This window comes from Rhizobium sp. NZLR1, assembly GCF_017357385.1.
GTDB lineage: Bacteria > Pseudomonadota > Alphaproteobacteria > Rhizobiales > Rhizobiaceae > Rhizobium.
Genome location: NZ_CP071633.1, coordinates 108,180 through 133,582, shown reverse-complemented (window position 1 = coordinate 133,582; position 25,403 = coordinate 108,180). Strand labels below are relative to the sequence as shown.

At 62.2% G+C, this 25,403-nt stretch carries 18 protein-coding genes and 2 pseudogenes; 5 read left to right on the top strand and 15 right to left on the bottom strand.

The features are described 5' to 3' along the window. Positions 1 to 70: 70 nt before the first annotated feature. Together J3O30_RS23000 and J3O30_RS22995 are read right to left on the bottom strand one after the other, a co-directional pair. A complete protein-coding gene (locus J3O30_RS23000; protein ID WP_207584886.1) occupies positions 71 to 1,369 on the bottom strand; it encodes an ATP-binding protein in 1,299 nt (432 codons plus the stop codon). Between the two features lie 2 nt (positions 1,370 to 1,371). After that, positions 1,372 to 2,058 carry a response regulator gene (locus J3O30_RS22995; RefSeq protein ID WP_207584885.1) on the bottom strand — a complete coding sequence of 229 codons (687 nt, stop codon included), beginning with the start codon at positions 2,056 to 2,058 and terminating at the stop codon, positions 1,372 to 1,374. A gap of 211 nt (positions 2,059 to 2,269) precedes the next feature. Here J3O30_RS22995 and J3O30_RS22990 point away from each other — a divergent pair, with 211 nt between their 5' ends. The 3 genes from J3O30_RS22990 to J3O30_RS22980 all read left to right on the top strand — a co-directional run bounded on the left by J3O30_RS22990 (position 2,270) and on the right by J3O30_RS22980 (position 7,849). Beyond that, positions 2,270 to 3,367 (top strand): efflux RND transporter periplasmic adaptor subunit, encoded by a 1,098-nt coding sequence (locus J3O30_RS22990; RefSeq protein WP_207584884.1) that lies wholly within the window; start codon positions 2,270 to 2,272, stop codon positions 3,365 to 3,367. Then, positions 3,367 to 6,516: an efflux RND transporter permease subunit gene (locus J3O30_RS22985; protein WP_207584883.1), complete on the top strand. Its 3,150-nt coding sequence runs from the start codon at positions 3,367 to 3,369 to the stop codon at positions 6,514 to 6,516. Before J3O30_RS22990 ends, J3O30_RS22985 begins: the two co-directional genes overlap by 1 nt. Positions 6,517 to 6,649: 133 nt before the next feature. After that, complete coding sequence (locus J3O30_RS22980) at positions 6,650 to 7,849, top strand: patatin-like phospholipase family protein (RefSeq protein WP_246762863.1); 1,200 nt, start codon at positions 6,650 to 6,652, stop codon at positions 7,847 to 7,849. 144 nt (positions 7,850 to 7,993) lie between these two features. Here the strand turns inward: J3O30_RS22980 and J3O30_RS22970 are convergent, their stop codons facing one another. The 10 genes and pseudogenes from J3O30_RS22970 to J3O30_RS22925 all read right to left on the bottom strand — a co-directional run bounded on the left by J3O30_RS22970 (position 7,994) and on the right by J3O30_RS22925 (position 20,281). Continuing rightward, positions 7,994 to 9,415, bottom strand: coding sequence for a mandelate racemase (locus J3O30_RS22970; RefSeq protein WP_207584882.1), 1,422 nt, complete (start codon positions 9,413 to 9,415; stop codon positions 7,994 to 7,996). Further along, complete coding sequence (locus J3O30_RS22965; protein ID WP_207584881.1) at positions 9,412 to 10,428, bottom strand: hydroxyacid dehydrogenase; 1,017 nt, start codon at positions 10,426 to 10,428, stop codon at positions 9,412 to 9,414. Before J3O30_RS22965 ends, J3O30_RS22970 begins: the two co-directional genes overlap by 4 nt. 4 nt (positions 10,429 to 10,432) lie before the next feature. Next, positions 10,433 to 11,252, bottom strand: a pseudogene (locus tag J3O30_RS22960) (TIM barrel protein). Between the two features lie 8 nt (positions 11,253 to 11,260). Continuing rightward, positions 11,261 to 13,120 (bottom strand): glycosyl hydrolase, encoded by a 1,860-nt coding sequence (locus J3O30_RS22955; protein WP_207584880.1) that lies wholly within the window; start codon positions 13,118 to 13,120, stop codon positions 11,261 to 11,263. A gap of 69 nt (positions 13,121 to 13,189) precedes the next feature. Then, the gene (locus J3O30_RS22950) at positions 13,190 to 14,023 is read right to left on the bottom strand and encodes a 5-deoxy-glucuronate isomerase (protein ID WP_207584879.1); all 834 of its coding nucleotides are present in this window, start codon (positions 14,021 to 14,023) and stop codon (positions 13,190 to 13,192) included. Then, entirely contained in the window at positions 14,023 to 15,081 is a 1,059-nt protein-coding gene (locus J3O30_RS22945; RefSeq protein ID WP_207584878.1) for an oligopeptide/dipeptide ABC transporter ATP-binding protein, read from the bottom strand. Before J3O30_RS22945 ends, J3O30_RS22950 begins: the two co-directional genes overlap by 1 nt. Beyond that, entirely contained in the window at positions 15,081 to 16,130 is a 1,050-nt protein-coding gene (locus tag J3O30_RS22940) for an ABC transporter ATP-binding protein (RefSeq protein ID WP_246762846.1), read from the bottom strand. The genes J3O30_RS22945 and J3O30_RS22940 overlap by 1 nt, the downstream gene beginning before the upstream one ends. Continuing rightward, a complete protein-coding gene (locus J3O30_RS22935) occupies positions 16,120 to 17,253 on the bottom strand; it encodes an ABC transporter permease (RefSeq protein WP_207584876.1) in 1,134 nt (377 codons plus the stop codon). Before J3O30_RS22935 ends, J3O30_RS22940 begins: the two co-directional genes overlap by 11 nt. A gap of 12 nt (positions 17,254 to 17,265) precedes the next feature. Continuing rightward, positions 17,266 to 18,252, bottom strand: a complete 987-nt coding sequence (locus J3O30_RS22930; RefSeq protein WP_207584875.1) for an ABC transporter permease — start codon at positions 18,250 to 18,252, stop codon at positions 17,266 to 17,268. A gap of 103 nt (positions 18,253 to 18,355) precedes the next feature. Beyond that, positions 18,356 to 20,281, bottom strand: coding sequence for an ABC transporter substrate-binding protein (locus J3O30_RS22925; RefSeq protein ID WP_207584874.1), 1,926 nt, complete (start codon positions 20,279 to 20,281; stop codon positions 18,356 to 18,358). A gap of 260 nt (positions 20,282 to 20,541) precedes the next feature. Between J3O30_RS22925 and J3O30_RS22920 the strand changes: the two genes are divergently transcribed. Together J3O30_RS22920 and J3O30_RS22915 are read left to right on the top strand one after the other, a co-directional pair. Next, positions 20,542 to 21,477 (top strand): LacI family DNA-binding transcriptional regulator, encoded by a 936-nt coding sequence (locus J3O30_RS22920; protein ID WP_246762861.1) that lies wholly within the window; start codon positions 20,542 to 20,544, stop codon positions 21,475 to 21,477. Between the two features lie 29 nt (positions 21,478 to 21,506). Then, the gene (locus J3O30_RS22915) at positions 21,507 to 22,838 is read left to right on the top strand and encodes an alpha-L-fucosidase (protein WP_207584872.1); all 1,332 of its coding nucleotides are present in this window, start codon (positions 21,507 to 21,509) and stop codon (positions 22,836 to 22,838) included. Positions 22,839 to 23,105: 267 nt separating this feature from the next. On the opposite strand, the gene J3O30_RS22910 is transcribed toward J3O30_RS22915, so the two are convergent. From J3O30_RS22910 to J3O30_RS22900, 3 genes and pseudogenes are all read right to left on the bottom strand, one after another. Then, positions 23,106 to 23,999 (bottom strand): class I SAM-dependent methyltransferase, encoded by an 894-nt coding sequence (locus J3O30_RS22910; protein WP_207584871.1) that lies wholly within the window; start codon positions 23,997 to 23,999, stop codon positions 23,106 to 23,108. 133 nt (positions 24,000 to 24,132) lie between these two features. Next, positions 24,133 to 24,510: pseudogene (locus tag J3O30_RS22905) on the bottom strand (aminopeptidase P family N-terminal domain-containing protein); the annotation flags it as partial. Positions 24,511 to 24,564: 54 nt separating this feature from the next. After that, on the bottom strand, positions 24,565 to 25,269 hold the full coding sequence (locus J3O30_RS22900; protein WP_207584870.1) for a GntR family transcriptional regulator: 705 nt from the start codon (positions 25,267 to 25,269) through the stop codon (positions 24,565 to 24,567). Positions 25,270 to 25,403: the final 134 nt, after the last annotated feature.

The window sequence follows — 25,403 nt, the reverse complement described above, 5'->3', positions numbered from 1 at the left end:
CAGGCTTAGCGAGGCCAGCGTTAACAGCGGTTAAGAAACTGTAAAGTTAGGTAAAATCGCGACAGCCGGATCAGGCTTGATGGTTAGCCGAGCCAGGGGACGTCGGCCGCCTTGGAAGCTCCAGGGTGATTGCCAGGCCTCCGCCGTCGGGCAATGACGCATGCACACGCCCGCCATGGCGCTCGATGGCCTGCCGGGTGATGGCAAGCCCCAAGCCGTATCCGCCGCGCGGCACAGCCTCTTTCCCGCGTGCGAACGGCTGGAAGATGCGCTCGAGTTCGTCGCGCCTGACACCCGGCCCCTGATCGGTGACACAGATTTTGAGGCGCTCGGCCGCCGTCTCGCAAGACACGGATATGCGCGTATTTTCGGCCGTATATTTGACGGCGTTGCGCACGACATTTTCGAGTGCCCGGTAGATCAGCTCGCCTTCGACCTCTGCGCGGAAGACGCCGTCGACACTCCTTGTGATCGAGACATCCCGCGCCTGGGCTTCGAATGCGGCGTCGCCGAGAATTTCATTGAGGAGTTCAATGACATCCACGGTCTGCGTTTTCAGCGGCAGGCCGGATCCGGCTGTCAGCCTGGCAAGCGTCAGAACTTCGCCGACCAGCGCGTCGAGCCGTTCGACCTCCCGGTCCATACGATCCAGCATGAGGCCGAGTTTGGCCGGGCTCTGCCGAAGCACGCCGACAGCGGCCTGCAGGCGGGACAACGGCGAGCGCAGTTCATGAGAGACGTCGTGAAAGAGCCTCTGCTGTGCATTCTGCAGCTCCTGCAGTCGCGCGGCGGTGGAATCGAAGTCATGCGCAAGCGCCGTGACTTCATCCTTTCGGCCGGCCATCTTGTCACCGATGCGGAAGTAGAAGCGACCATGGGCAAGCGCGCTTAACCCATCGCGCAGATGCACGACGGGACGAATGAGGTATCCGGCGAGCGCGGCCGCAGCGACCGTGCTCGAAACGAAGATCGAAAGCCAGGGCACCAGCAGCGCCAGGTTGTCCACAACGTTGAGAAGGAAGTTCGCTTCTGGCGCCACGGAAATCCGGTAGCAAATTCCGTCTTTCAGGATGGACCTCGTCTCTGCCGTGCCCTCGTCTCCGCAGGCAGGCGACTCCATGGTTTTCGAAAGCGTCAGGCCTAGCGGCACCGTATCTTCACTTGTGCGGATGAAGCGCGCCGCGGCGTCCTCTCCATCCCTTGCGAGCACGTTCGCCGTCAGCTTCAGAATGATCGCTCGCTCCTGGTATTCCCGATCACGGCCAGGGGGCGGGATCTGAAAGAGGTTGACGATCACGATGATGACCGTGAGAGTCGTCGCAAGCGTCAGCCAAATCATCGCGAAGAATTTCCAGAAGAGTCGGCGCATGGTCAGTCCACGAGAAGTTGATAGCCTTGACCGCGGACGGACTGGATCCAGGATTGACCGTCCTCCCTCAGTCCGAGCTTCTGGCGAACGCTGCTGATATGGACGTCGATACGGCGGTCGAACGGGGTCAGCGGCTTTCCGAAAGCCCGTTTGGAAATATCCTGTTTCGACACGAGCTGGCCGGCTGAGCGCGCAAGCACCTCGAGCAGGCTGAACTCGGTGCCGGTGAGCTCCAGGGTTTCGCCGCGCCATTCGGCGATCCTGCTGCCCGGATGGATCGCGAGCTGCCCAGCCCTGATCGTGTCGGTCGACGCGCCTGTTGCCGGCTGACCGGCCCGGCGAAGGATGGCGCGCAGCCTTGCCGCCAGCTCGCCCGGCGAGCAGGGCTTCGGCACATAATCGTCGGCGCCGAGATTGAGACCCGATATCCTGTCGACGTCATCGCCTCTTGCGGTCAGCATCAGCACTGGGACCTGGCTGAGCTTCCTGATCCTCTGCAGAACCTCGATCCCGTTCAGCCGGGGCATCATGATGTCGAGCACGATGATATCGACCGTATTGCCGGCCGCCGCCGCAATGGCAGCGCGACCGTCCGTATCCGTTACGACGTCATATCCTTCCTCGACCAGATATTCCTGCAGAAGCGTCGTCAGCTCGGCATCATCGTCGATGAGGAGAACCTTGTTCATTCACTTCGTCCGTCATTGATCCCGGCAAGCCATACAGCACAAACACCGTCGCGTGACCGGGTTTTACCTAACTTAACACGAACTTGACCGCACTTAACGTTCGCCCCGTTACTTATCCTGCCATGACATCGACACGAGCCGAGACCGGCGGGTTGCAGCGGCATGAACCGCGTTCCTTCGTCGCAGCGGCGCGGATCGGGAAAAGGCGCCTATGCCTTTCCCCATAAGGAGTGCATCGTTGAGAAAACCATCCGGATTGTTCGCCGCCGCTGTTGCCGCGGCAGCACTTCTGCTTCCCCTGCGCAGCGTTATGGCGGATCAATCCGCCGCACCCGCCCTGACCGTCTCGCTGGTGACGCCGGCTGAGCGGGACTGGCCGGAAACCGTTCCCGCCAGCGGCTGGCTGAAACCCTGGCAGGAAGCCATCATCGCTTCCGAGACGAGCGGTCTGCGCGTCACCGAAATCCTGGCCGACGTCGGCTCCGTGGTTAAGAAGGGGCAGGTCCTCGCGCTGATGTCGCAGGACAGCGTACAGGCCGACCTTCGCAAGCAGGAGGCAGCCGTCGTCACCGCTCAGGCAAACCTGACAAAGGCGAAGGCCAATGCCGACCGGGCTCGGCAGCTTCGTCCTTCGGGTGCGCTTTCGGACGAGAAGATCGTCGAATATCTCGCCGACGAACAGACGGCGACGGCAAGCCTTACGTCTGAGGAGGCAGCACTCGACAGCCAGAAGATCAAGCTCGGCCAGACGACCGTCACCGCCGTCGATGACGGGCTGATAACCTCGCGCTCGGCCGAGCTCGGCTCGGTCGTCTCCTCCGGCAGCGAATTGTTTCGGCTGGTCCGCCAGCAGCGGGTCGAATGGCAGGCCGAGGTGTCCGCCCGTTACCTCGCGCGCATCTCGGAAGGATTGAGCGTCGATATCGATGGGCCGGACGGACGCATTCAGGGCAAGGTGAGGCTCGTCGGACCTTCGGTCGACACCAATACCAGCCGGGCGATCGTCTATGTCGCGCTTCCCGAGGACATTCACCCGCGCACCGGCCTTTACGTCACCGGCACCATCGAATTGAGGACAACGCCGGCGCTGACGGTTCCGGAGACGGCGATCGTCTTCCGTGACGGGATCAACTACGTCTTCACGAGAAGCGAGGACAAGCGGGTCAGACGGGTGCGGGTGGAGACCGGCCGCCGCAACGGCGGCGAGGTCGAGATCGTCTCGGGGCTAGACACGTCGGCGCGCGTCGTGACCTCGGGCGGAGCCTTTCTGTCGGACAACGATCTCGTCAAGATTGCGGGAGAAGGCTGATGAACTTTTCCGCATTTTCGATCCGCAATCCCGTACCGGCGATACTGCTCTTTGTGATGCTGGCCGTCGGCGGCTTGCTGGCCTTCAAGCATCTGCCGGTGCAAAACTTCCCCGATATGGATCTCCCGACCATCAAGGTCACCGCGACGCTCGACGGCGCCGCGCCGGCGCAGCTCGAAACCGAGGTCGCCCGCACGATCGAGGACAGTCTTGCCTCGCTGAGCTATCTCGACCATGTCACCACGACGATCACCGACGGCACGGTGTCGATCAGCGTCTCCTTCAAACTGGAGAAGGACAGCGAAACCGCCCTGAACGAGGTCCGCAATGCCGTGGACAGCGCCAAGACGGATCTGCCGGCGCAGATGCAAACGCCAAGCGTGACCAAGGTTACCGTGCAGAATTCGGCGCTGGTCACCTATGCCATCCGGTCTGCCGCCCTCAACGAAACCGAGCTCTCCTGGTTCATCGACAACGATCTGACCAAAGCGCTCCTGTCGGTACCGGGCGTCGGGCAGGTCAATCGCATCGGCGGCGTCGACCGAGAGGTTCACGTCGACCTCGATCCCACGACGATGGCCGCCTTCGGCGTCACGGCGCAGACGGTGTCGGCCCAGTTGAAGTCGGTTCAGGCGGATACATCGGGTGGCCTCGGAGAAATCGGCGGCACCCGTCAGACATTACGCACGCTCGGCGCCGTCGCATCCGTCGATGCCCTGAAGGAACTGAGAATTCCCCTGGCAACCGGGCAGCAGGTTCGCCTCGACGACGTCGCGTCCGTCACGGACAGCTTCGCCGAACGCTCCTCGATGGCCTATCTCGACGGCAAACCCGTGGTCGCCGTCGAGATCAAGCGCTCGAACGGGTTTTCGGACAGCGGTGTCGCGGCCGATGTCGACAAGGCGATCAAACAGTTCGCAGCCAAGCATTCCAACGTCGAGATCGACGAAGCCTACAGCACACTCGGGCCGATCATCGACAACTACAACGGCTCGATGGAGATGCTGTACGAAGGGGCGTTTCTGGCGATCGTCGTCGTCTGGCTCTTCCTGCGAGACTGGCGTGCGACGCTCCTGTCGGCCGTGGCCCTGCCCCTGTCGGTCATCCCGACCTTCCTCGTCATGTACCTCGCCGGCTTCAGCCTGAATATCGTCACCTTGCTGGCGCTGTCGCTCGTGGTCGGCATCCTCGTCGACGACGCCATCGTCGAAGTCGAGAACATCGCCCGCCACCTGCAGATGGGCAAGCGGCCGATCGACGCCGCCTTGGAGGCAGCCGACGAGATCGGGCTCGCCGTCATCGCAACCACCTTCACGCTAGTCGCCGTCTTCCTGCCGACGGCCTTCATGAGCGGCATACCGGGACTGATATTCCGCCAGTTCGGCATCACCGCCGCGGTCGCGGTCCTCGCCTCGCTCGTCGTCGCCCGGCTGCTGACGCCGATGATGGCCGCCTATTTCATGAAGGCCCATCCGACGGAGGAGCGGGATGGCCGCATCATGCGCGCCTATCTGGCAATCGTAAAAGCCGCCATGAACCACAGGAAGATCACGGTGGCCGTGACCGCCGTCGTCGTCGCGCTTTCGCTTGCAACGATCCCACTCCTGAAATCCGGCTTCCTGCCTGCTTCCGACGACGCGCGCGCCCAGATCACGCTGACGATGCAACCCGGCGCCGCCATTGAGCAGACGGATGCTGCGACCAGGCAAGCCGCCGATATCGTCGGCAAGCTCCAGGACGTGACGCGTGTCTTTTCCGCGGTCGGTTCCGCATCCCAGGGCGGCGGCCCCGACTCCAGCACCACGAGCAGCGTCGGATCCGCGACGATCGTCGCCGTGCTGTCGCCCATCGGCGAGCGCGATCGTAAACAGTCGGAAATCGAAAACGACATCCGGCAGGCTCTTTCGGTTCTGTCAGGCGTGCGTGTCGCGGTCGGCGGCGGCGGCAACGGTACGAAGTTGGAGATCACCCTTGCCAGCGACGATGCCAACGCGCTGGACAGCGCAAGCACGGCGCTCGAAGAGCAGTTGCGCACCTTGCAGGGTATCGGCGCGGTGACGTCGACCGCAGCGAGGCAGGCGCCGGAGATCCAGATCACGCCCGATTTTGCGCGCGCCGCGGCACTTGGGGTGACCTCAAGTGCCATAGCCGAGGCCGTGCGCGTGGCGACGAATGGGGAATATTCCGCCGATCTGCCGAAGCTCAACCTGCCGCAGCGCCAGGTTCCCATCGTCGTCCGCTTCAGCCCTGAGACACGCACGAAGCTCGATGACATCAAGAACATGCGGGTGGCCGGAACGAACGGCAATGTCGACCTCGGATCGATTGCCGATATCCGGATCGGCGGCAGTCCCTCCGAGATCGATCGCATCGATCGGATGCGCAACGTCACCGTTTCCGTCGAACTCAACGGCCGCATCTTGGGCGACGTCAACCGCGAGGCGCAGGCGCTGCCGGCGCTCCGGCATCTGCCGTCGGGCGTCAATCTTGTCGAACAAGGCGAACTTCAGCGCAGTTCGGAGCTGTTCCAGAGCTTTGGCCTGGCGATGTCGATCGGGGTGTTCTGCATCTATGCGATCCTCGTCCTGCTCTTCCACGACTTCCTTCAGCCGTTCACGCTTCTGATGGCCCTGCCGCTCTCGCTCGGCGGTGCGCTCCTGCCGCTGGTGGCAACCGGAACCAGCTTCTCGATGTCGGCCGTCATCGGGCTGCTCATGCTCATGGGCGTGGTGACGAAGAATTCCATCCTTCTCATCGAATATGCGATCATGTCGCGCCGCCAGGGCATGCCGCGGTTCGAAGCGCTCGTGGATGCCTGCCACAAGCGCGCGCGGCCGATCATCATGACCACCATCGCCATGGCATCCGGCATGCTTCCGGTCGCGCTTAGCCTGACCGGCGGCGATTCCAGCTTCCGGCAGCCGATGGCGATCGTGGTGATCGGCGGCGTGATGATGTCGACGCTGCTCAGCCTCATCGTCATCCCCGTCATCTTCACCTTCGTCGACGATCTGCACGAGGCGCTCAAGCGCCTCGTGCACCGGGCCGGGTTCGGCCAGGAAAACGCCGGCGAAGAAGAGCCGCATGCATCCAACGATCATGCAGCGATCAGCTTCAAGCCCGAACTTTCGAAGCGAGGGCAAGCTTAGAGATGACTCCTCTCGGCGGGCGATGCCCGGTGACCCTCATGGCAACCTCTTCGGTCGAAGTCCCTACGGAACGAGACCGCGGGACGTGTTCCCCCGCAGGCGGCCTCGTGCCGCCTGCGCGTCCTGCCATCTGATGGAGACGGGCGTGGTGGTTACGGACCTCCCCGCAGTCAAGCCTCTTGGGAAGAGCTTGACGCGGGCACTGATCGCCTTCCTCTCTTTCGCCCTTATCCTGTCCGGATGCACCGAGACCATGGACAGGGCGCTCGATGCGAAGGAGGCGGAGACGGCTTCGATTGCCGGTTATGGCGAGATCCGGACATATCTGGATGCCCGGCTCGACGAAGCGCCGAAAGACCTCCTCGATTGGGACCCCGCCACCAGGCGGGATTGCGTCGACGCACTGATGATTTCAGGTGGCGGCGCCGGCGGCGCCTTCAGCGTCGGCGTGCTTTCCGCATGGAGCGTGATGAAAACCCGTCCTGAGTTCGATGTCGTGACCGGCGTCAGCACCGGCGCTCTGATCGCGCCTTTTGCATTCCTCGGACCCTCCTATGACGATACTCTGGTGCACCTCTACACCAGCGGCGTCGCCGAAGAGCTTGCCCGCAGCAAGCGAGCCGGCGGATTGTTTGGCCCGAGTTTGCTCAGGGCCGATCCATTGCGGCGAATGGTCGAGCAATTCATCACGCCGGCGATACTGCGGCAGGTTGCTGCCGAGCATCGCAAAGGCCGCCGTCTCCTCGTTCTGACGACCAATCTCGACACGCAGAGAGCCGTCGTGTGGAACATGGGCGCCATCGCGATCAGCGGCCGACCGGATGCGCTGAGGCTGTTTCAGGACATCATGGTGGCTTCGGCAAGCATACCGGGCGTTTATCCGGCAGTGATGATCAAGGCCCGGTCCGGAGGACGCCACTTCGAGGAAATGCACTCGGATGGAGGTTCCGCCTCTCAGGTCCTCATGCTGCCGCAAGCTCTGCTCACGAGTTCCCATCGCCTCGGGCCGACGAAACGGGCCACCGTCAATTTCTACGTGATCGTCAACAATGCGCTCATGCCGGAATTTGCCAAGACGCCCGACAAGACGCTATCCGTGGTCGCAAGAGCCTTCTCGATTTTCGTCAAATCCCAGACGCAAAGCGCGCTGACGGCCCTCTATAACTATTCGAAACTGACAGGCGCGCGTTTCCATCTCGCGTCGATCGACGTGCAGGTTCCCTATTCCATGCTCGACCCGTTCAACACAAACTACATGCGGGCCGTCTATAATCTCGGATATGCCGAGCTGATGGCTGGAACCCTGTGGAGAGACAGCCCGGTTTTTCGCTGATCGAACGTCACTCGATCCGGCCTGGAATCATCTGCATTTAGCGGCCGTGCGTGGCGCGCCAGGCGGCGAAATCCTCGATGTTGCAGGGCTGGGTCGCCGGATAGAGACCGATGATCGATCGGCCGGTGTGAACATCGGTTGATGTCATGTGAGCGGCTTCATCGCTTCGAAATCGGGCAAGGCGCCGCTGGCATAGCCGATCGTCCCGAGCGAAGCGATGGCGATCCGGCCGTCGCGGATCGACAGGAGCGGCCCCGTGGCTCCCTGCTCGTAAAGATCGGGATGGGCCGCGGCAAAGCGCGCCTTCTCCGCCTGCGGCGCACCCTGCATGCCGGCCACATAGTGATGACCGTTGCGTTCGACATGGGAGAGGCCAAGCAGCGAGACCAGCGCCAGATCCTGCTGCACGGCAAGCCCGGCCTGGCAGGTCAGATCCTCGCCGGAGAGGAACAGTCCCGGCCCGGTTCCGGTTCTGATGCGGATCGCCTTCATCAGCGAGCGATAGATGCCCTTGCAGGTTTTGGAGGAGACGCCGGTATAACCGAGCCCCCGGGCGCGGGCGAAGGCGCCGTCGCCGTCGTCGCTCTCATCGATCAGGAAGGGCAATCGCGCCGCGAGATCGCCGAGCGGCGTTTCCATGGTGATCGCACGCGAGAACGGCTGTTCGACAAAGGTTATGGCCGCACGCAGCCGCGCCAGTCGGGGCGTCGCCTCGATCCGCGCCAATAAGGCGGCGAGCTGTTCGGCGGCGCCGAACTGTTCGTTGCCGTCGAACGTCACCCGATAGTCGGGCATACGGTCCAACACGGCGGCGATCCGCGTCAGGCGGTCGAGATCGGCATCGATCCCGCCCGAAAGTTTGATCTTGAACCAGCGGTTGCCATAGTGCGCAACCACCGCCTCCAGGCTCTGCGGCAAGCTGTCACCGACGGGATCGGCGATATCGCCCTCGGTGATCGGGTCGACAAGCCCGATCGTATGCCGTGCCGAAATCGAGCCGGCAGGGCGAAGATCGGCCAGCGTCGCCGACACGGTACCCGCATCGATATCACCGGGCAGCGTATGACCGCCAATGCCGATGAGGTTGCGGCGCACCGCATCGAAGAAAGAAATGCCGGCAAGACGGCAATAGGCATCGAGTGCGGCGCGGGCGATGAGCGAAGGACCGAAACCGGCAGCCAGGGGATTTCCAGGCAGACGGCGTATGGTCTCGATCTCGTTGACGCGGGCGGCGGTAAACAACGTCGTCGCCACGGACGCTTCGAGCGACGCGGCGGCAGCGGCGCGGATCGAGGCGCGCAATTGATCGACATTCTCAGCCGGCGTCAGCACCGGGTTTTTGTCGAACCATTTCGGCACCATCATTTCGGCGGCGCCGCCGATGGCGGTTCGTCCCTTTTCATCCTCGACACGGACCCTGATGAAGGCCTGCGGCGCCTTTTCGAGGGTGGCCGCGCCGAAGCGGAACGGCAGGCGCAGCCTGATATCGCGCTCGAAGGCGTCGATCTCGATGATCCTGATGCGTGGCGCCGTCACGGAACCTCCAATGCCTTTGTCCACGATCATGCCATCCGGTCGAGCATGACGCGGGTGACCTCGTGGCGGAGAGGCTCCCGGCGAAGCAGCCGGCCGATCTCATCCACCATGGCCTGTCCCTGGGCGAGATGCGCCTCTTCGGTGTGGCCGGCGGCATGCGGTGAAATGGTGACATTGGCGAGCCCGGGGTCGCGGAACGGGCTATCCCAAGGCAGCGGCTCGTCGTCGAAGACGTCCAATGCCGCCTCGATGCGGCCGGACCGGATCTCGGCAAGCAGCGCCGCCTCGTCGACCAGCTGCGAGCGCGCCGTATTGATGAACAGCACTCCGGGGCGCAGCAGCGCCAGTTCGCGGGCGCCGATCATGCGGCGCGTTTCGGGCAGGACAGGCGCATGCAGGGAAATCACATCACTTCGAGCCAGCATATCGTCCAGCCCGACGCTGAAAACACCGAGTGCAGCAGCCTCGCTGTCGTCGAGGAAGGGATCGACGACCAGCACGCGGCAGCCGAATGGAATGAGCAGGCGCATGACCGCCCGGCCGACATATCCGGCGCCGACGATGCCGACCGTTCTGGCGCCCAGCAATCTCTGCGGCACGGCTGCGCGAACGTCGAGCCATTCGCCGCCGTTGCGCAACTGATGATGCAGCCGATGAATGCCGCGCATGGCCAGAAGCGCTTCGGCGACCACGAACTCGGCAACCGAAGCGGCAATTTTCGAGGCGGCATGGGTGACGCGAAGGCCATCGTCGAACAGACGGGCGGGAACGAGGGTACGGACGCTGCCTGCCGAATGGGCGACAAGGGCAAGTTGCGGATGCCGCTGGCGCGCCGCGGGATCGAAGGGCGGCGTGCCCCATCCGGTGAGGCAGGCGACAGCGCCGTGCAACAGGTGGTCGACATCGCCGGGGTCGATTGCGGCGCCGGTCGGCCAGCGCACCTCGCCAAGGGCGTTCAACTGGGCAATCGCCGCATCGTTCAGCATCATCCGGCGGGTCTTTTCGGTCAGCAAGACGGCGATAACGGGAGCCTGTTTACTCATGGTTCTACTCTTTCGCTGCGGCGACCAGGCGCCTGAGATGGGCAAGATCGGCGCGGGCCTTGTCGAGCGCCTGTTCCCCGGGGAACCCGGTATTGGGAATGCATCGACAGCACGCCGGCAAAGCCGGTGGCCACCAGATGCGGGACGATGTCGTTCCAGGGCACCATGCCTTCGTCGAGACCATACCAGTCCGAATGCCAGGCACGCTGGCCGTGCGCTCCGTAAGCGCCGGGAAACCAGCCGCAATTCTTGACGCCCATGTAGCAGAACCAGGACGCGAGAAGGTCCAGGGTCAGACGCCAATCCTCGCTTCCCTCGCGAATGATCTGATTGGCCGGATCGGGATAGGCGCCGATCCTGAGGGGATCGCGCCCGGCCAGCAAGTGCACCGCCAGCGCGCCCGAGCTGTGCAGGGTCCCGCCGTGAAGCTGGATGGTCAGCGTGATGCCGAAGCGTTCGGCCAGGCGCTCGAAACCGTCGAGGTCGCGCCGCGCCTCATCGACCTGGACCTGCCAGTGTCGCGACGGGTCGTAACGCCAGAAGCCGAGCCGGACCTGCCTGATGCCGGCCTCACCGCAGCAACCGAGAAGCCGGGCTGCTGCATCGTCCGGCCGCGTGGAGTCGATGGTCGCCATCGGGATGCGCAGGCCGGCCGCGGCAAACAGCCTTGCGGCCCTGGCAATCTCTTCCGGCCTGTCAGGGGAAACGGCGTGGCCGTCGCGAATGAGAAGATCGGCACAGTCGAAGCCCAGACCGGCTGTGGTCTCCGCCGCCCTTTCAAGCGGCAGGCCCTCCAGCGTCTTGGTGAAATAGGCGATATCCATGGCGCGGTTCATGAGACGCAAAGTTCGCTGCGGCGGCCGAATGCATCGCGGGCCTGCACCGCATAACGCACGCCCTCCGGCGGCGACATGTGCAGGAAGGCCGTCGAGATCAGCGGGACGGCACTGACCTTTTCAAAGCTCTTGCCATCGGTGCTGGCCAGCACATCGTAAAAGATGGCGGGGCTGGCATCGCCGGCAGCCCAAAACAGCGTGCGTTCCTCCCGATCGCCAAGACCGAGGTAACGCTCGACGGCAAGGGCGGTGGGTGTCGCGGGGTTTACGCCGATGTCGGGCACGACAAGCACCTGCGTCAGCGACGGCAACGGCACATCCAGGTCGACGCTGATCCGGCCCTCGTCGCATGCGACGACGCTGATCGGATGCAGCAGAGCGGGCTCCTGGGCGCGGCGCATTTCGGCAAACTGCGCTTCAGTCGGCTGCGGCGGCGCGCCGACCGGCTCGAAGGGTCCGCGTGGATTGCTTTCGTCGCGCTGGGCTTCCCAGACCTCCATCGGATTGGTGAATTCCTCGTCGATGCGCAACAGGCAAAGCGCATGGCGGCCGGGAACCAGACCGTTCACCTCGAGGCGGACGGCGGTCCGGCCCGAACGGTTGATGGCATCGACGCTGTGGATGAGGCTGATGGAAACACCGCCGCCCGGCAGCCGTGTCGGCAGGATCGCCAGGCCATCCTGGTCGGGAGAAAGCGGCGGATCGGCCGTCACCTTGCAAATGGTGTCGCCAAGTGTTGCCAGCAGTTCCATCGATGTGAGGCCGGGCTTCTTGATGATGTCGAAGGGCGGCGCCCTGTCGACATCCGTGACCAGCCTATCCAGGTCGGTCTTGTGCTCCCACTGCGCCTTGGTGAAATTGCGCGGCCCGAAATAGGCAAAGATCGTGCGCTGGCTCCAGCCGCCGATAAAGGCGTGGTCATTGCTGAGGAAGGTGAAATTCGCCGCTTTCGGGGCGATGATGCGCCGGTCGTGCTGTTCGATGATGCGGGCAATGATACCGGCGTAATAGGCCTTGCCGTGCCAGCTGTGATGATCGCTCCAGCCGAGCTGCGGATCGCATTCGTCGTTGACGATCGGCAGGCCGGCAAGCCGCGGGTGATGCTCCTTGAGATAGTCGACGACGAGCAGCGTGCGGTCGACGATGGCGTTGGTTTTCGGGGTCAGGTCTTCCTTGCTGCCGTTGACGCCCTTTTCGTGGATCGAGATGTAGTCGATGCGCGGCGGGCCGTCGCCGGTGAGGCAGCTCGTGCCGCTGTCGCAATGCGCCATGAGGGCGCGAAAGATCGGCGAGAGTGTGCGGGCGGTGCCAGGCCCGCCCATCGGCAGGCTGGGATCGACGGCATCGAGCCCGGCGACGCAGGCGTCGTAATAATTGGTGTAACCCTTGATCCCGTAGGTCCACCAGCCGGAGTCGGCCTCGTTCGTCGTTTCGAAATACCATGTGCGCAATTCTTCGATGCCGTAACGCGCGCCATAGCGATCCGCAGTCACTGTGACGAGATCCCGCCAGCGCTTGACCTGATCCATATCCTCATAATCGGTGAACAGACCCGACGGGTTGCCCATCAGCTCAAAGAACGGCTTCAGGCGGTGTTCGATCATCACGTCGAGCGCGCGATCGAGCAGCGACCAGTCGTAGTCCGCCCCGCCCTTTGCGCTCAGCAGATTGTAGAGATAATGCACCCGCAGGAACCGGATACCCTCGTTCGGCAGGCCGCCGATATAGGCAAGCATCTGGCGCATCTCGGGCTCGAGCAGCAGTTCGGCCGGCGAAAAGCCGGTGCCGCGCCAGAACCGGTTGAACGGGCGCACCGTTTGGCTGGCATCGACGTTTATTCGCGTACGGTCACGCATGGGTCATCTCTCCTTGGGCGGAAGTCTGGCGGTGCACCGCAATGCCGGCACACGCAGCCAGGAGCCGGATTATTTGAACTTGTCGCGCATCGCATCGATGCCGGGGATGGTTTTGGTCAGATGCTGATGGGCGGGATCGAAGCGCTGGATCAGCCCGCGGCGATGCTTGCCGACAAGAATGGTGAAGATATAGCCGCGATGGCCGGGCGACGTGACGGTCGGGTGGTAGCCACGATCGACCAGGACAGTATCGCCGTTGCGGGTCATGAGGATCTTGACCGGACCGTCGTCGTCATAAGTAATCTGGCTGCCGAAGCCGGTTTCGGGCTGGAAGCGGTAGTGATAGAGCTCCTCGTGCAGGGTCTCGGCATCGCCGTCTTCCGTATCGTGCTTGTGGGGAGGATAGCCTGACCAGCAGCCCTCGCCGGCATAGAGCTCGCTCACCAGGAGGTTGCCGCAGCGGCCGTTCTGCCGTTGCCCAAGCAGGTGGACGATCCGCCGCTGGCTATGCGTGTCGGGCGAGCCGACATTGACCGCGTCGACCTCCTCGGGCGTGACCCGGAACGGGGCGTAGCGCGTCTCGCAGAGGCCGCCGGCGATCGCAATTTCCGCCGGGCCGCCACGGGCCGATATCCGGACATTGACGTCGACGGGCGCGTAAACCGAGTCCGCATCGCCTCCCCAGATATCGGCTCGCCGGCCCACAGCTTCGAACGTGATCTCATCCACCTCGATATCCACCTGCCCCGACAGCACGACGTAGAGGCTTTCGTGCAAGGGCAGCCGCCGCGTGTCCCGACCATCGGCCGGAAGCGCGAGGAGGTCGAAGTAGATGAGATCGAGCGTCCTGGAGGAGGTATCCACAATGGGACGCTGCTCGGAGCGTGGAATGAATTCGGGCATCAATTGAACTCCGGAACGGTACGATCGGTGAAAGGATTGAGGGTCAGGGATTCGGTGTGGTGACAGGCCACTTCGTGTCCATCGACGGTGACGGTACGCAACGCCGGCAGCTCCTGCCTGCAAAGCTCGGTGGCGTAGCGGCAGCGCGGATGAAAAGCACAGCCGGGAGGCGCATGCGCGGGGTCGGCAACCTCGCCCGCCAGCCGGATGCGCCGGCCGTGGCGGCGCATCCTCGGATCGGCGATTGGCACCGCCGAGAGCAGCGCTTCGGTATAGGGATGGAGCGGACGCGAAAAGATCTGCTCCGTCGGCGCCTTTTCGACGACTCGGCCCACATACATGACGGCGATATTGTCGGAGATGTGCCGGACGACCGAGAGGTCGTGGGCGACGAAGAGATAGGTCAGGCCGAACTGTTCCTGAAGGTCCTGCAGCAGGTTGATGGTTTGCGCCTGCACTCTGACATCGAGCGCCGAGACGGCCTCATCGGCGATCACCAGCCGCGGATTGGACGCCAGCGCCCGGGCAATGCCGATGCGCTGGCGTTCGCCGCCGGAGAAGGCATGCGGATAGCGGCGCATATATTCAGGCCGCAGACCGACGCTCTGCATCAGCTCGGCGACCCGGTGCTCGAGTTCCCGTCCCTTGGCGATGCCGTTGACACTCAGTACTTCGCCGATGATGTCGATCACGGGAAGGCGCGGATTGAGCGAGGATTGCGGATCCTGAAACACGATGCGCAGGTCCCGATGGATTTCCTTGAGGGCGGGGCCTGAGAGTGCCGCGAGATCCACCGTGCCGCCGCTGCGGTCGCGATAGCGGATTTCTCCGCTGGTCGGCCGATAGATGCGCAGGACGGTGCGGGCCAGCGTGGACTTGCCGCAGCCGGATTCCCCGACAATGCCGAGTGTCTCGCCATCTTCGACGCGAAGCGAAACGCCGTCGACCGCCTTGACATGCCCGACCACCTGCCGGAATGCACCCTTGCGGATCGGGAAATGCATCCTGAGATCGTTCAATTCGAGCAGCGGGCTTCGTTGCATCTTGGGATCGGCCATCATTGTCTTGCCTCGTAAAGCAGGCAGCTGGCGACATGCCCGTCGCCGATGGCGACGGGTTGCGGATTGCTTCGATCGCACAGGCCCGCCCTCGCCTCTCTGCATCGCGGATGAAAGCTGCAGCCCTCGGGCCGGTCGAAACGCGAGGGCACCATGCCCTCGATGATCGCGAGCCGTTCGGTCGGCTGGCCATGCATGCGCGGCACCGATTGCAGCAGGGCCTTGGTGTAGGGGTGGGCGGGTGCATGGAAGATCGTGTCGACATCGCCCGCCTCCACCACCCGGCCGACATACATGACGACGACTTCGTCGGCGATTTCGGCCACGACGCCGAGATCATGGGTGACGAACAGCACCGAGAGCCCGAATTCGGCCTGCAGCGAGGCCAACAGGTCGAGGATATTGGCCTGGGTGGTTACATCGAGCGCGGTGGTCGGTTCGTCGGCGATCAAGAGCTTGGGACGGCAGGCGAGCGCCAGCGCAATGCAGACGCGCTGGCGCATGCCGCCGGAGAACTGGAAGGCATAATTTTCCATGCGCTCGGCCGGCCTGGGAATGCCGACCAGCGCCAGCGTCTCGATCGCATGTTCGCGCGCCTCCTTCTTTCCCATCTTGAGATGCAGGCGGATCACTTCCATCATCTGGTTGCCGATCGTATGAACGGGTGAAAGTGCGGCCATCGGCTCCTGGCTGATCAAGCCGATCTGGGCGCCGCGGATTGCCCGCATGTCGCGGCCGCGCGGATCGAGCGAGGCGAGATCAATGGCGGGTGCGGCCGGATCGGGCCGATAGCGGATCGCACCTGAGACGATCCGCCCGCCCCGCGGAACCTGGTTGAGGATCGAGCGGCCGGTGATGCTCTTTCCCGAACCGGATTCGCCGACGACACAGACCGTCTTGCCGCGGGGGATGGAAAAGGAAACACCGTCGACCGCCCGCACCGTGCCCGCACCGCCGAAGAAGTGGGTCCTGAGGTCATCGACCTCAATCAGGGCGTCGCGATCGGCATGCCCACCGCCGGCCGCGGCGAAATTGGAATTAGTATTCATAGGGATCTGCAGCATCGCGTAATCCATCACCAAGAAAATTGAGGGCGAGCACGGTGACGATCACCGCAAGACCAGGAAGAAACAGCCATGGCGCGCTCGAGACCGCGAGAATGTTCTGCGCCTCCTGAAGCAGCACGCCCCAGCTCACCACCGGCGGACGCAGGCCGATGCCGAGGAAGGAGAGCGCGGTTTCGGCAAGGATCATCGTCGGGATGGCGAGCGTCACCGAGGCGATGATATGGCTCATGAAGGAAGGAACCATGTGCCGCCAGATGATGCGCATTCGCGAACAGCCATCGAGATGGGCGGCGATGACAAAATCCTCAGTCTTCAACGACAGGAACCGTCCGCGCACAACCCGCGCGAGGTCGGTCCAGCCGATCAGCGACAGGATGACCGTGATCCAGAGATAGACCAGGATCGGATCGGCGCTGATCGGAACGGCAGCCGCAAGCCCCATCCACAGCGGGATGGTCGGGATCGAGTTGATGAGTTCGATGCAGCGCTGGATGACATCGTCCACCCAGCCGCCATAGAGCCCGGAGATGCCGCCGAGGATAATGCCGAGTATGAGGCTGATCGTGACCCCGATCAGCCCGACGGACATAGACACGCGGGTGCCGTGCACCGTCCGGCTGAAGACGTCGCGACCCAGACGGTCGGCGCCGAACAGGTAGAATGGCTTGCCGGCCTCGATCGGGCCGATCAGGTGCCGGTTGAGATCGAACAATCCCCAGAGCCGATAGGGTTCGCCTTTGACGAAGAAACCGACGGGAATGACGACAGCCGGATCAGGCACGTAATTGCGGCTGAGCGCGATCGGGTCGATCGTCATCGAATAGCCGTTGACATAAAGCGGGTGGAATCCGCCCGCCGGGTCGTAGCCGGCGAACCTCAGCTGCTGGGGCGGCGCATAGGTGTAGCGGGAATCGTAGGTCTGCGATGAAACCGGGGCGAGAATCTCGGCAAAGATGGCGACAAGGTAGATCAGAAAGATGACGACGCCGGCGGCCAGCGCCAGCCGGTGGCGACGGAAGCGCCGCCAGATGAGTTTCCACTGGCCGGCAACGGCGTCGGAATTGCGGACGGGTTCAGGCGATAGCGCGATGGCTTGATCGGTCATATCTATCGTCCTTCAGCCATTGCGGATACGGGGATCGAGCCAGGCGAGCAGCAGGTCTGAGATCAGCGTGCCGATCAGCGTCAGCATGCTCATCAGCAGGATGAAGGTGCCGGCCAGATACATGTCCTGGGCAAACAGGGCATTGAGCAGAAGCGGCCCGGTGATCGGCAGGCTGAGAACGATGGAGACCACCACCGAACCCGAGACGAGGTGCGGCAGCACCCAGCCGACGGTGGAGACGAAAGGGTTGAGCGCCACCCGCACCGGATATTTCAACAGCAGCCGGATTTCGCTGAGGCCCCGAGCCCGGGCCATATCGACATAAGGCTTGTTGAGCTCGTCCAGCAGGTTGGCACGCATGATGCGGATCAGCGCAGCCGTAGCGCCGGTGCCGAGCACGACGACCGGGATCCACATATGTGACACGAGATCGCCGAGTTTGGCCCAGCTCCAGGCGGCATTTATATAGCTCGGCGAATACAGCCCGCCGACGCTTTGGCCGAAATACTGCGCCGAGACGAACATCAGCACCAGCGCCAGCAGGAAGTTCGGAATGGCGAGGCCGAGAAAGCCGAAGAAGGTGGCGAAATAATCGCCCACCGAATATTGCCGCACCGCCGAATAGATGCCGATTGGAAAGGCCACCGCCCAGACGAAGAGCAGCGTGGTCACCGAGACCACCATCGTCAGGCTCATGCGTGCCCAGATCAGTTCGCTGACCGGCTTGTTCCAGTCGAAAGACTGGCCGAAATCGCCATGCAGCAGAATGCCGCTGATCCATTTCCAGTATTGCACCGCCCAGGGCTGATCGAGGCCATAGCGTTCGCGCAGGCCGGCGATAACGCCGGGGTCGATGGTTTCGCTCTGCGAGGCGAGGCGCGCGGTCATCGCGGTCAGGAAGTCACCCGGCGGCAGCTGGATGATGATGAAGGTCACGACGGAGATCGCAAACATCATCGGGATCATGTAAAGCAGACGTCTGATGATGAAGCCGGCCATGTTCAAGCTCCTTCAACCGGCGATCGCCGATCGGTCTGGGTGATTGGGGCGGGGCTGGTGTCGGAAGGGCGCCCGCGGACGCCATTCCGGCCGATCATGTGTCTTATTGCTGGTAGTAGAAGGTCTCGGGCTTCGCCGGTCCCGGCGTCATGTAGAACGACGTGCTGGGGATGACCTTGGGGACGTTGCGCATAGCGGTCTTGACGATGCCGACGCGGTCCGGCTCCAGGTTGGTGCCGATGACGTAGAATTCGTCACGCGTGATCGCCAGCAGTTCTTTCATCGCTTCAAGCTGCTTTTCGAGCGTCGGGGCTTCCTGCACCTGCCGATAGAGATCCATCTGCTTCTTGGCGGCTGGGCTCGGCTCCTCAGCGTTCGGATCCTTGGGGTTCTGGTAGTAGAGGCCCCAGGCTGTCGCGAAGCTTGATTCATACTCATGCGGGAAATACCATTTGGGATCGAGCAGGCCGAGGAAATCGTAGCCCCCGCCGCCGACCCAGGCGAGACCGTCATTCTCGTTGTTCTGCAGGCGGGAGAAGATCAGCGAACGCTCGGCCGGCCGGGGCTGCATGTCGATGCCGACCGCCCGCCAGTAGCGCTGGATCATTTCGAGCGCGTCGACCTGGATCGGGCTTCCGGTCAGCGCATCGATCGCAAAGGTGATCCGCTTGCCGTCCTGACCGAGGCGATAGCCGTCGCCGTCTTTTTTGCTCAGGCCGGCCTTGTCGAGATACTGGTTGGCGAGGTCGACGTTATATTCCAGATATTGCGTCGCCATTTTCTCGTCGTAGAGCGCGGTGCCTTCGCGGGGTGCCGCCTGATAGGGCTTGGCTTGTCCGGCATAGATCAGCTGGTTGAGCTCCTCGCGGTTGATGGCATAGCTGAGGCCGATGCGAAAATCCTTGTTGGAGAAGACGGCGCGCAAGGCCGGATTCTTGTGGGTCTCGTTCAGGGTGATCAAAAGGGCGTTCGACCATGCCGGCCGGGCGATGAACAGGCCGTAACCGGCCTTCTGCTGGTTCTGCACGATGACAGTGCGGGCGTCCGTCGTCTCGATGAAGCGGTTCTGCATGTCGATTTCGCCGCTGATCGCCTTCAGGATGATCGCCTGGGTATCCTGCATCACGTCGATGGTGATGCGATCGAAGTAAGGCAGCTGATTTCCTGAAGTATCCACCTTGGCATAATAGGGATTGCGTTCGGCGACGACCTGGGTGGTGCCGTTATAGGGCGCGGTCAGCACCCAGGCGTCGAGCGTCGGGCGGCCGAGATCACGCCAGCGGCCGGGGAAGCCGATCTTGTTGTTGAAGAGCTGGACCCAGTCGGTCGCGCCGGCCGCCTTTACCAGGGCGTCGACGCCGTCGGGATTGAAATCCTTGTGGAACTGCTTGAGGTAATGGGCCGGTGCGGCAGCGAGGATATCGGAACCGCGCACGGTCGCCATGTTCATCAGGAACAGGCCGTTCGGGGCAGCGAACTTGAAGACCACCTTGTCGTCGGCGAGCTTTTCGACCTTGACGGTCTGACCACCCGCGGTCAGCCAATCCGGCGCTGCAGGCGTGATCTTGGTGTTGCGCAGCACGTTCTCGTTCCACCACACCAGATCGTCGGCGGTGAAGGGCTCGCCGTCCGACCAACGCGTGCCTTCCCGCAGGGTGAACGTGTATTCGGTGGCATTCTCGTTGACCTCGACGCTCTTGGCGATGTCGGGGATCACCTCGGTCCATTCCGGATTCCAGCGGACCAATCTCGTATAGCCGATCGAACGTTCGATCTCGCTGTCGCCGCCGCCAAAGGTGGCCGTGCGCCAGGTGCCGCCATAGGTACCGACCGATTCAAGCGGCGTCAGCACCAGTGGCTCCTTGGGCAGCCGCTTTTCAACCGGCGGCAGCTTGCCGGCGTCGACCAGCGCCTTCAATTCCGGCGACTCCTGAAAGCCGAAAGCGGCGCCGGCCCAACCGACACCCATGAGGATCGCCGCGACAACGGTCGAAACAACCTGCCGTCTTAGAATTCTGACGTGCTGCATTCTGTCCTCCCAACATTCTGCATAGGTTATCGTTAACGTATTCTCCTCTTTTGCGAACGTTATCGTTATCGTAATCTCTTGTCAAAAAGATTCGTTCCGCCCGATACTCGACCCACAAGGCTTGGCTTTCTCGAAAATCCTGTTAGTTATCGTTATCGTAAATTCCCCGCCCTTCTCAGAGACAGCCGTTGAGCCGCCCCAAAGAACCAGACTCCAAAATAACCATCGCCGATGTCGCCCGCGCCGCAGACGTGTCGCCGATGACGGTATCGCGCGTACTCAACGGCCAGGGCGGCGCCAGCGCGGAAACCAGTCAACGCATCATTTCAGCAGCAAGCGAACTCAATTACCGGCCCAATCCCTTTGCGCGCGGATTGCGGTCCGACCGGTCGAAAACCATCGGCCTTCTGGTTCCAGACATCACCAATCCGTTTTTTCCCGAGGTCATCCGGGGGGCCGAGGATGCCGCGAGCGCCGCCGGCTACAATCTGCTTCTGGCCAATGTCGTCGAGAACAGCAAACGTGAGGAAGAACTCATCGAAACGCTGCTGCGGCATCGAGTCGACGGGATCATCGTCTGCAGCGCCCGACTGCCCGATGCGGCGCTTCATAAGGCGCTGGCGCCCCACCGCGCCGTGGTCCTCATCAACCGCGAGGCGCCCAACGAGATCGCCGGGACGATCGTCACCGACTACGAGACCGGGGCATCGCGTGCCGTCGATCATCTGGTCGAGCGCGGCCGCCGCAAAATCGCGATCGTCGCCGGGCCGCGCAGCTCGTTCGGCGGCAAGAGCCGTCTCGTCGGTTTCCGCAAGACGCTGGCGGCCCATGGGCTGAAGGCGCATGGCATCGTCTATTGCGATCCGACCGCGGCCGGCGGGCAGACGGCGGCCGCGCAGTTGCTGGCGGAAACGCCGGGCATCGATGCCCTTATCTGCTACAACGACCTCAATGCGATCGGCGCCATGAAGGCCTGCCGGGCAGCCCACATCTTGATCCCCGAGCAGATCGCCCTCATCGGCTTCGACGACATCCCGACGGCCGAACTGCTGTCTCCGGCGCTCACCACGCTGCGGGTGCAGAAACGGGAAATGGGAGAGGAAGCCGTGCGCCTGCTGCTCAGCCGCATCGCCACCAAGAACCGTCAGCACGGCATCGTCATCGTGCCCGAGCTCATCGTCCGCGAAACGACCTGATTCGACTATCAACAGGAGGAATATATCCCATGGATGGCGACAATCTGCATTCACTGGCCTTGCCCGAGGAGAAGAAGGCCTGGTTCGTCCACGAGCGGTTCGGCATGTTCGTGCATTGGGGGCTTTATGCCCTGCCGGCGCGCCATGAATGGGTTAAGAGCCGCGAAGAACTGAACGACGCCGACTACCAGAAATATTTCGATCATTTCGATCCCGATCTCTATGACCCGCGTGAATGGGCGAGACGCGCCAAGGCTGCGGGCATGAAATACGTGGTGCTGACGACCAAGCATCATGAAGGCTTCTGCCTCTGGGATACCAAGGCGACCGACTTCAAGGTGACCAACACGCCTTATGGCAAGGATCTGCTGCGCCCCTTCGTCGACGCCTTCCGCGCCGAGGGCCTGAGGATCGGCTTCTACTATTCGCTGATCGACTGGCATCATCCCGACTTCACGGTCGATCCGCGCCATCCGCAGCGCAATCATCCCGATGCGTTAGAGATCAACGAAGGCCGGGATATGCTCCGTTATGCCGCCTTCATGCGCGAACAGGTGCGCGAGTTGCTGACCGAGTTCGGGCAGATCGACATCATGTGGTTCGATTTCAGCTATCCGCAGTGGAAGCTCGGAGATTTGGTCGGAAAGGGCCATCGAGACTGGGAAAGCGAGAAGCTCGTGCGCATGGTGCGCGAGCTTGCCCCCGACATCATCATCAACAACCGGCTCGATCTCGCCGGTCTGCAGCCCGACATCGTCACGCCGGAACAATATATGCCGCGCGCCTGGCCGAAACGCGACGGCAGGCGCGTCGTCTGGGAAGCCTGCCAGACGCTCAGCGGCTCCTGGGGTTATCACCGCGACGAGGACACCTGGAAAAGCACGGAGCAACTGGTGCAGATGCTGGTCGGCACCGTTGCCATAGGCGGCAATCTGCTGATGAATGTCGGGCCGACGGCGCGCGGCACGCTCGACCACCGCGCAATATCAGCCCTTGCCGCCTATGAGGAGTGGATGGCGCTGCACGAGCGCAGCATCGTCGGCTGCACCCAATCCGACTTCACCGCCCCGCCCGATTGCCGCCTGACCCAGAACGGCGATCGCCTCTATATCCACCTCTTCAACTGGCCCTATAAGCATTTGCATTTCGATGCTTTGGCCGGGAAAGTCGAATATGCGCAATTCTTGCATGATGCCAGCGAAGTGACCTGGCTGCGCCCCTCCGCCAATACCTTATGGACGAACACCCAGTTCGCCGTCGCCGACGACGAACTGACATTCGTCCTGCCGGTGCGCCGACCCAAGGTCGTGGTCCCCGTCATCGAGGTCAAGCTCAAGGCCGCGAGCACGCCTGGTGTTTAAGGCACTTTAGGCCGCGTCCCTGAGCGATTATAGCGGCCCTTGATCCGATAGAATGACGTCTGAAACTCGCGCCGGGTCGCGCCAGTTTCGCAAGGCAACCGCCCCCCTCTCACAATCAGATTCGGCGGCAATGAGCCAATGTGGATTGTACCGGCGCAGGATCATTTCAAAACAATCGAACTCAATGAGGTTTTTAACCGCTGTGACGTCGATCGTCGACTCCAAAAATCCCCCGCTTAATGCTCCTGCCGTGCTTGGATTGATAACTCAGGGCCCCTCGTAGAGTCTTCCGTAAATTTCCTCGCCGTAGTGAGCACCTGTTTCGCCGGGACTACGAGTGCGTAAATAGATGGCGCGGTATTCCTTGTCCCAGTCGGTCCGCGATATTATCGCATCTTCAATGCCCCGCGCCGTCATCGACGGTACCGCACCCTGAAGAACAAACGATAAATAATAATTTAAATAATTTTTTCTGCACAAGTAAGCCTTCACATCCGTCACCATAAATACAGCCAAATCCGGATTTGCCGTGTAAATATATTTATACATTGCCGGAAGCACCTGCGAGTAATTCAAGTTCGTGTAATCGTCAAAAACCGCGACACCTCCGGCGGACAGGAGTTCGTTGCATAGTTTCATTTCTTGAAATGTAGTTCTATAGGCATGGCTGGAATCGACGTGAATAAATCGACAATTCTTTCGGAGTTGCTTGTAGTCCGGGTAATGTGAACGAAATTCCTCCGATTTGCAGAGAATAAATTCCATACCGGCATTGATAGCCCGTATTTTATCCACCTCCAGGTAGTCGGCAACATCAACGAGAACAAACTTTTCCGATGGCCTGACCCGTGGTGCTATGATCGCGGCGGAGCGGCCTTTATAGGTCCCAAATTCAACAACGTTCCCTGAGATTTCGGGATTTGATGCCTGAAGTGATAGCAAACTATCCATTGCAGCCATTGAAAATGGGGAGAGCATGCCATCAATTTGGTCTGCAACAATGCGCGAGGACAGGAACCGCTCCGCATCGGACTGAACTGCCGTTCCGTCCCACGCAGACAGGTTCTTACTGCTGGGGCCTCTGCGGCTCCTGATTGCCTCAATTAGGGGCTTTGGCAGCACCGTTTTGGCCGCGAATATAATGCGTTGCTTCGTAGACACCCGGGCGCTCCAAATCTTCAACAGTAACTTGTAGGAAAATTCGACTTAACTCAGATTAGCGAGAGAGGCAAAAGGGTTTACGAACGAGGCGGCGCTTTTCGCCATGAGCTTTCAAAAGTGCGCCGCAGGTCTCTGCCAGAGCGTGATAGAAGAACAGCGGCAAACCATCGTCGAGCGCGAGCCTGCCGCGTTGGCCGACCAGGCGGGCGATAAGCGCCGCACTACTCTCCTCCTCTTCCCAGACCAGAATTTCCCCCCGCAGATGCGGCAGCGTTTCGACACGGCTGCGCTCGAAACCGGGAACGATATAAAAAACGGCGGTGGGCGTGGCGAGCACGCCGAGGAACCTTTCTCTCGGATGCCAGATGAGGCCGGTGAAATAACGCAGGCTTTCAGTCGGGCCGAGAAGCATGGCCTCCAGACCTTCGGCTTCGATTGCTTGCCGAAGCCTGGTGAGGCGGGCCAGCCGTTCGTCCTCGGTGATGCGGGGTACGGGGTGCTGCCACGACATGTTGTTTTCCTGCTCTTCGTGTTCGGCTGCCCTCGCCTCCGACCCAGCCGCTTCTCAAGATATGCTGATCGCCACCGGCCGGTCGAGGTCGCGGGCGATATAGTCCTGGATCTGGCGGACGATCTGGCTCGCGTGAGCGATCGCCAGCCGGTCGGCCTGCTCGGCGTCGCCAGCCTCGATCGCGGCGATGATTTCCTCATGTTCGTCGACATATTGGCGCGGCAGGCGGTCGTCGAAGGTCGAATAATAAAGGCGAAGGATGGGCCGGCCTTCATCGAGCAGCCTGGCGAAGAAGGCCGTGTAATAGGAATTGCCGGCAAGCTCGGCGATCGCCACGTGAAATTCGCGGTTAGCCTCGATCATCGCATAGGCATCGCGCGCGGCGACGGCATCGGCGAAGTCCTTCTGATGCAGGCGGATGGCCTTCATGATTTCGGCATTTCGCCTTCCGGCGGCGCCGCGCGTCGTGACCCGATACATCAGCGTCAGCGCTTCGAAATAGGTGGGCAGGCTTGCGAAATCGATGGTCGCGACGATCGTGTTGCGGTTCGGCAGGGTCGTGACCAGCCCGTCGGCGGCGAGCCGCAACAGCGCCTCGCGAATGGGAGTCCTCGACATGCCGAAGCGCTCCGACAGCCGCACCTCATCGAGCGGACTGCCGGGTTCCAGTGCCATCGACAGGATTTCCCGGCGCAGCGTGACATAGACGCTCTGCGTACCGGAGCCGCGCACCCGCACATTTTCCGCGTCGTTCTGCATCCGCCCGTCCTCGTTCATGAAAGCCTTGTATGTCGTTTCGGCCGATACCTGCAACGGTGGTGACCTGCCCTGAAATTCTTCAGATCAAGATCATTGAATCTTGTCGACAGTTTGTATATAACGCAACCGATTTC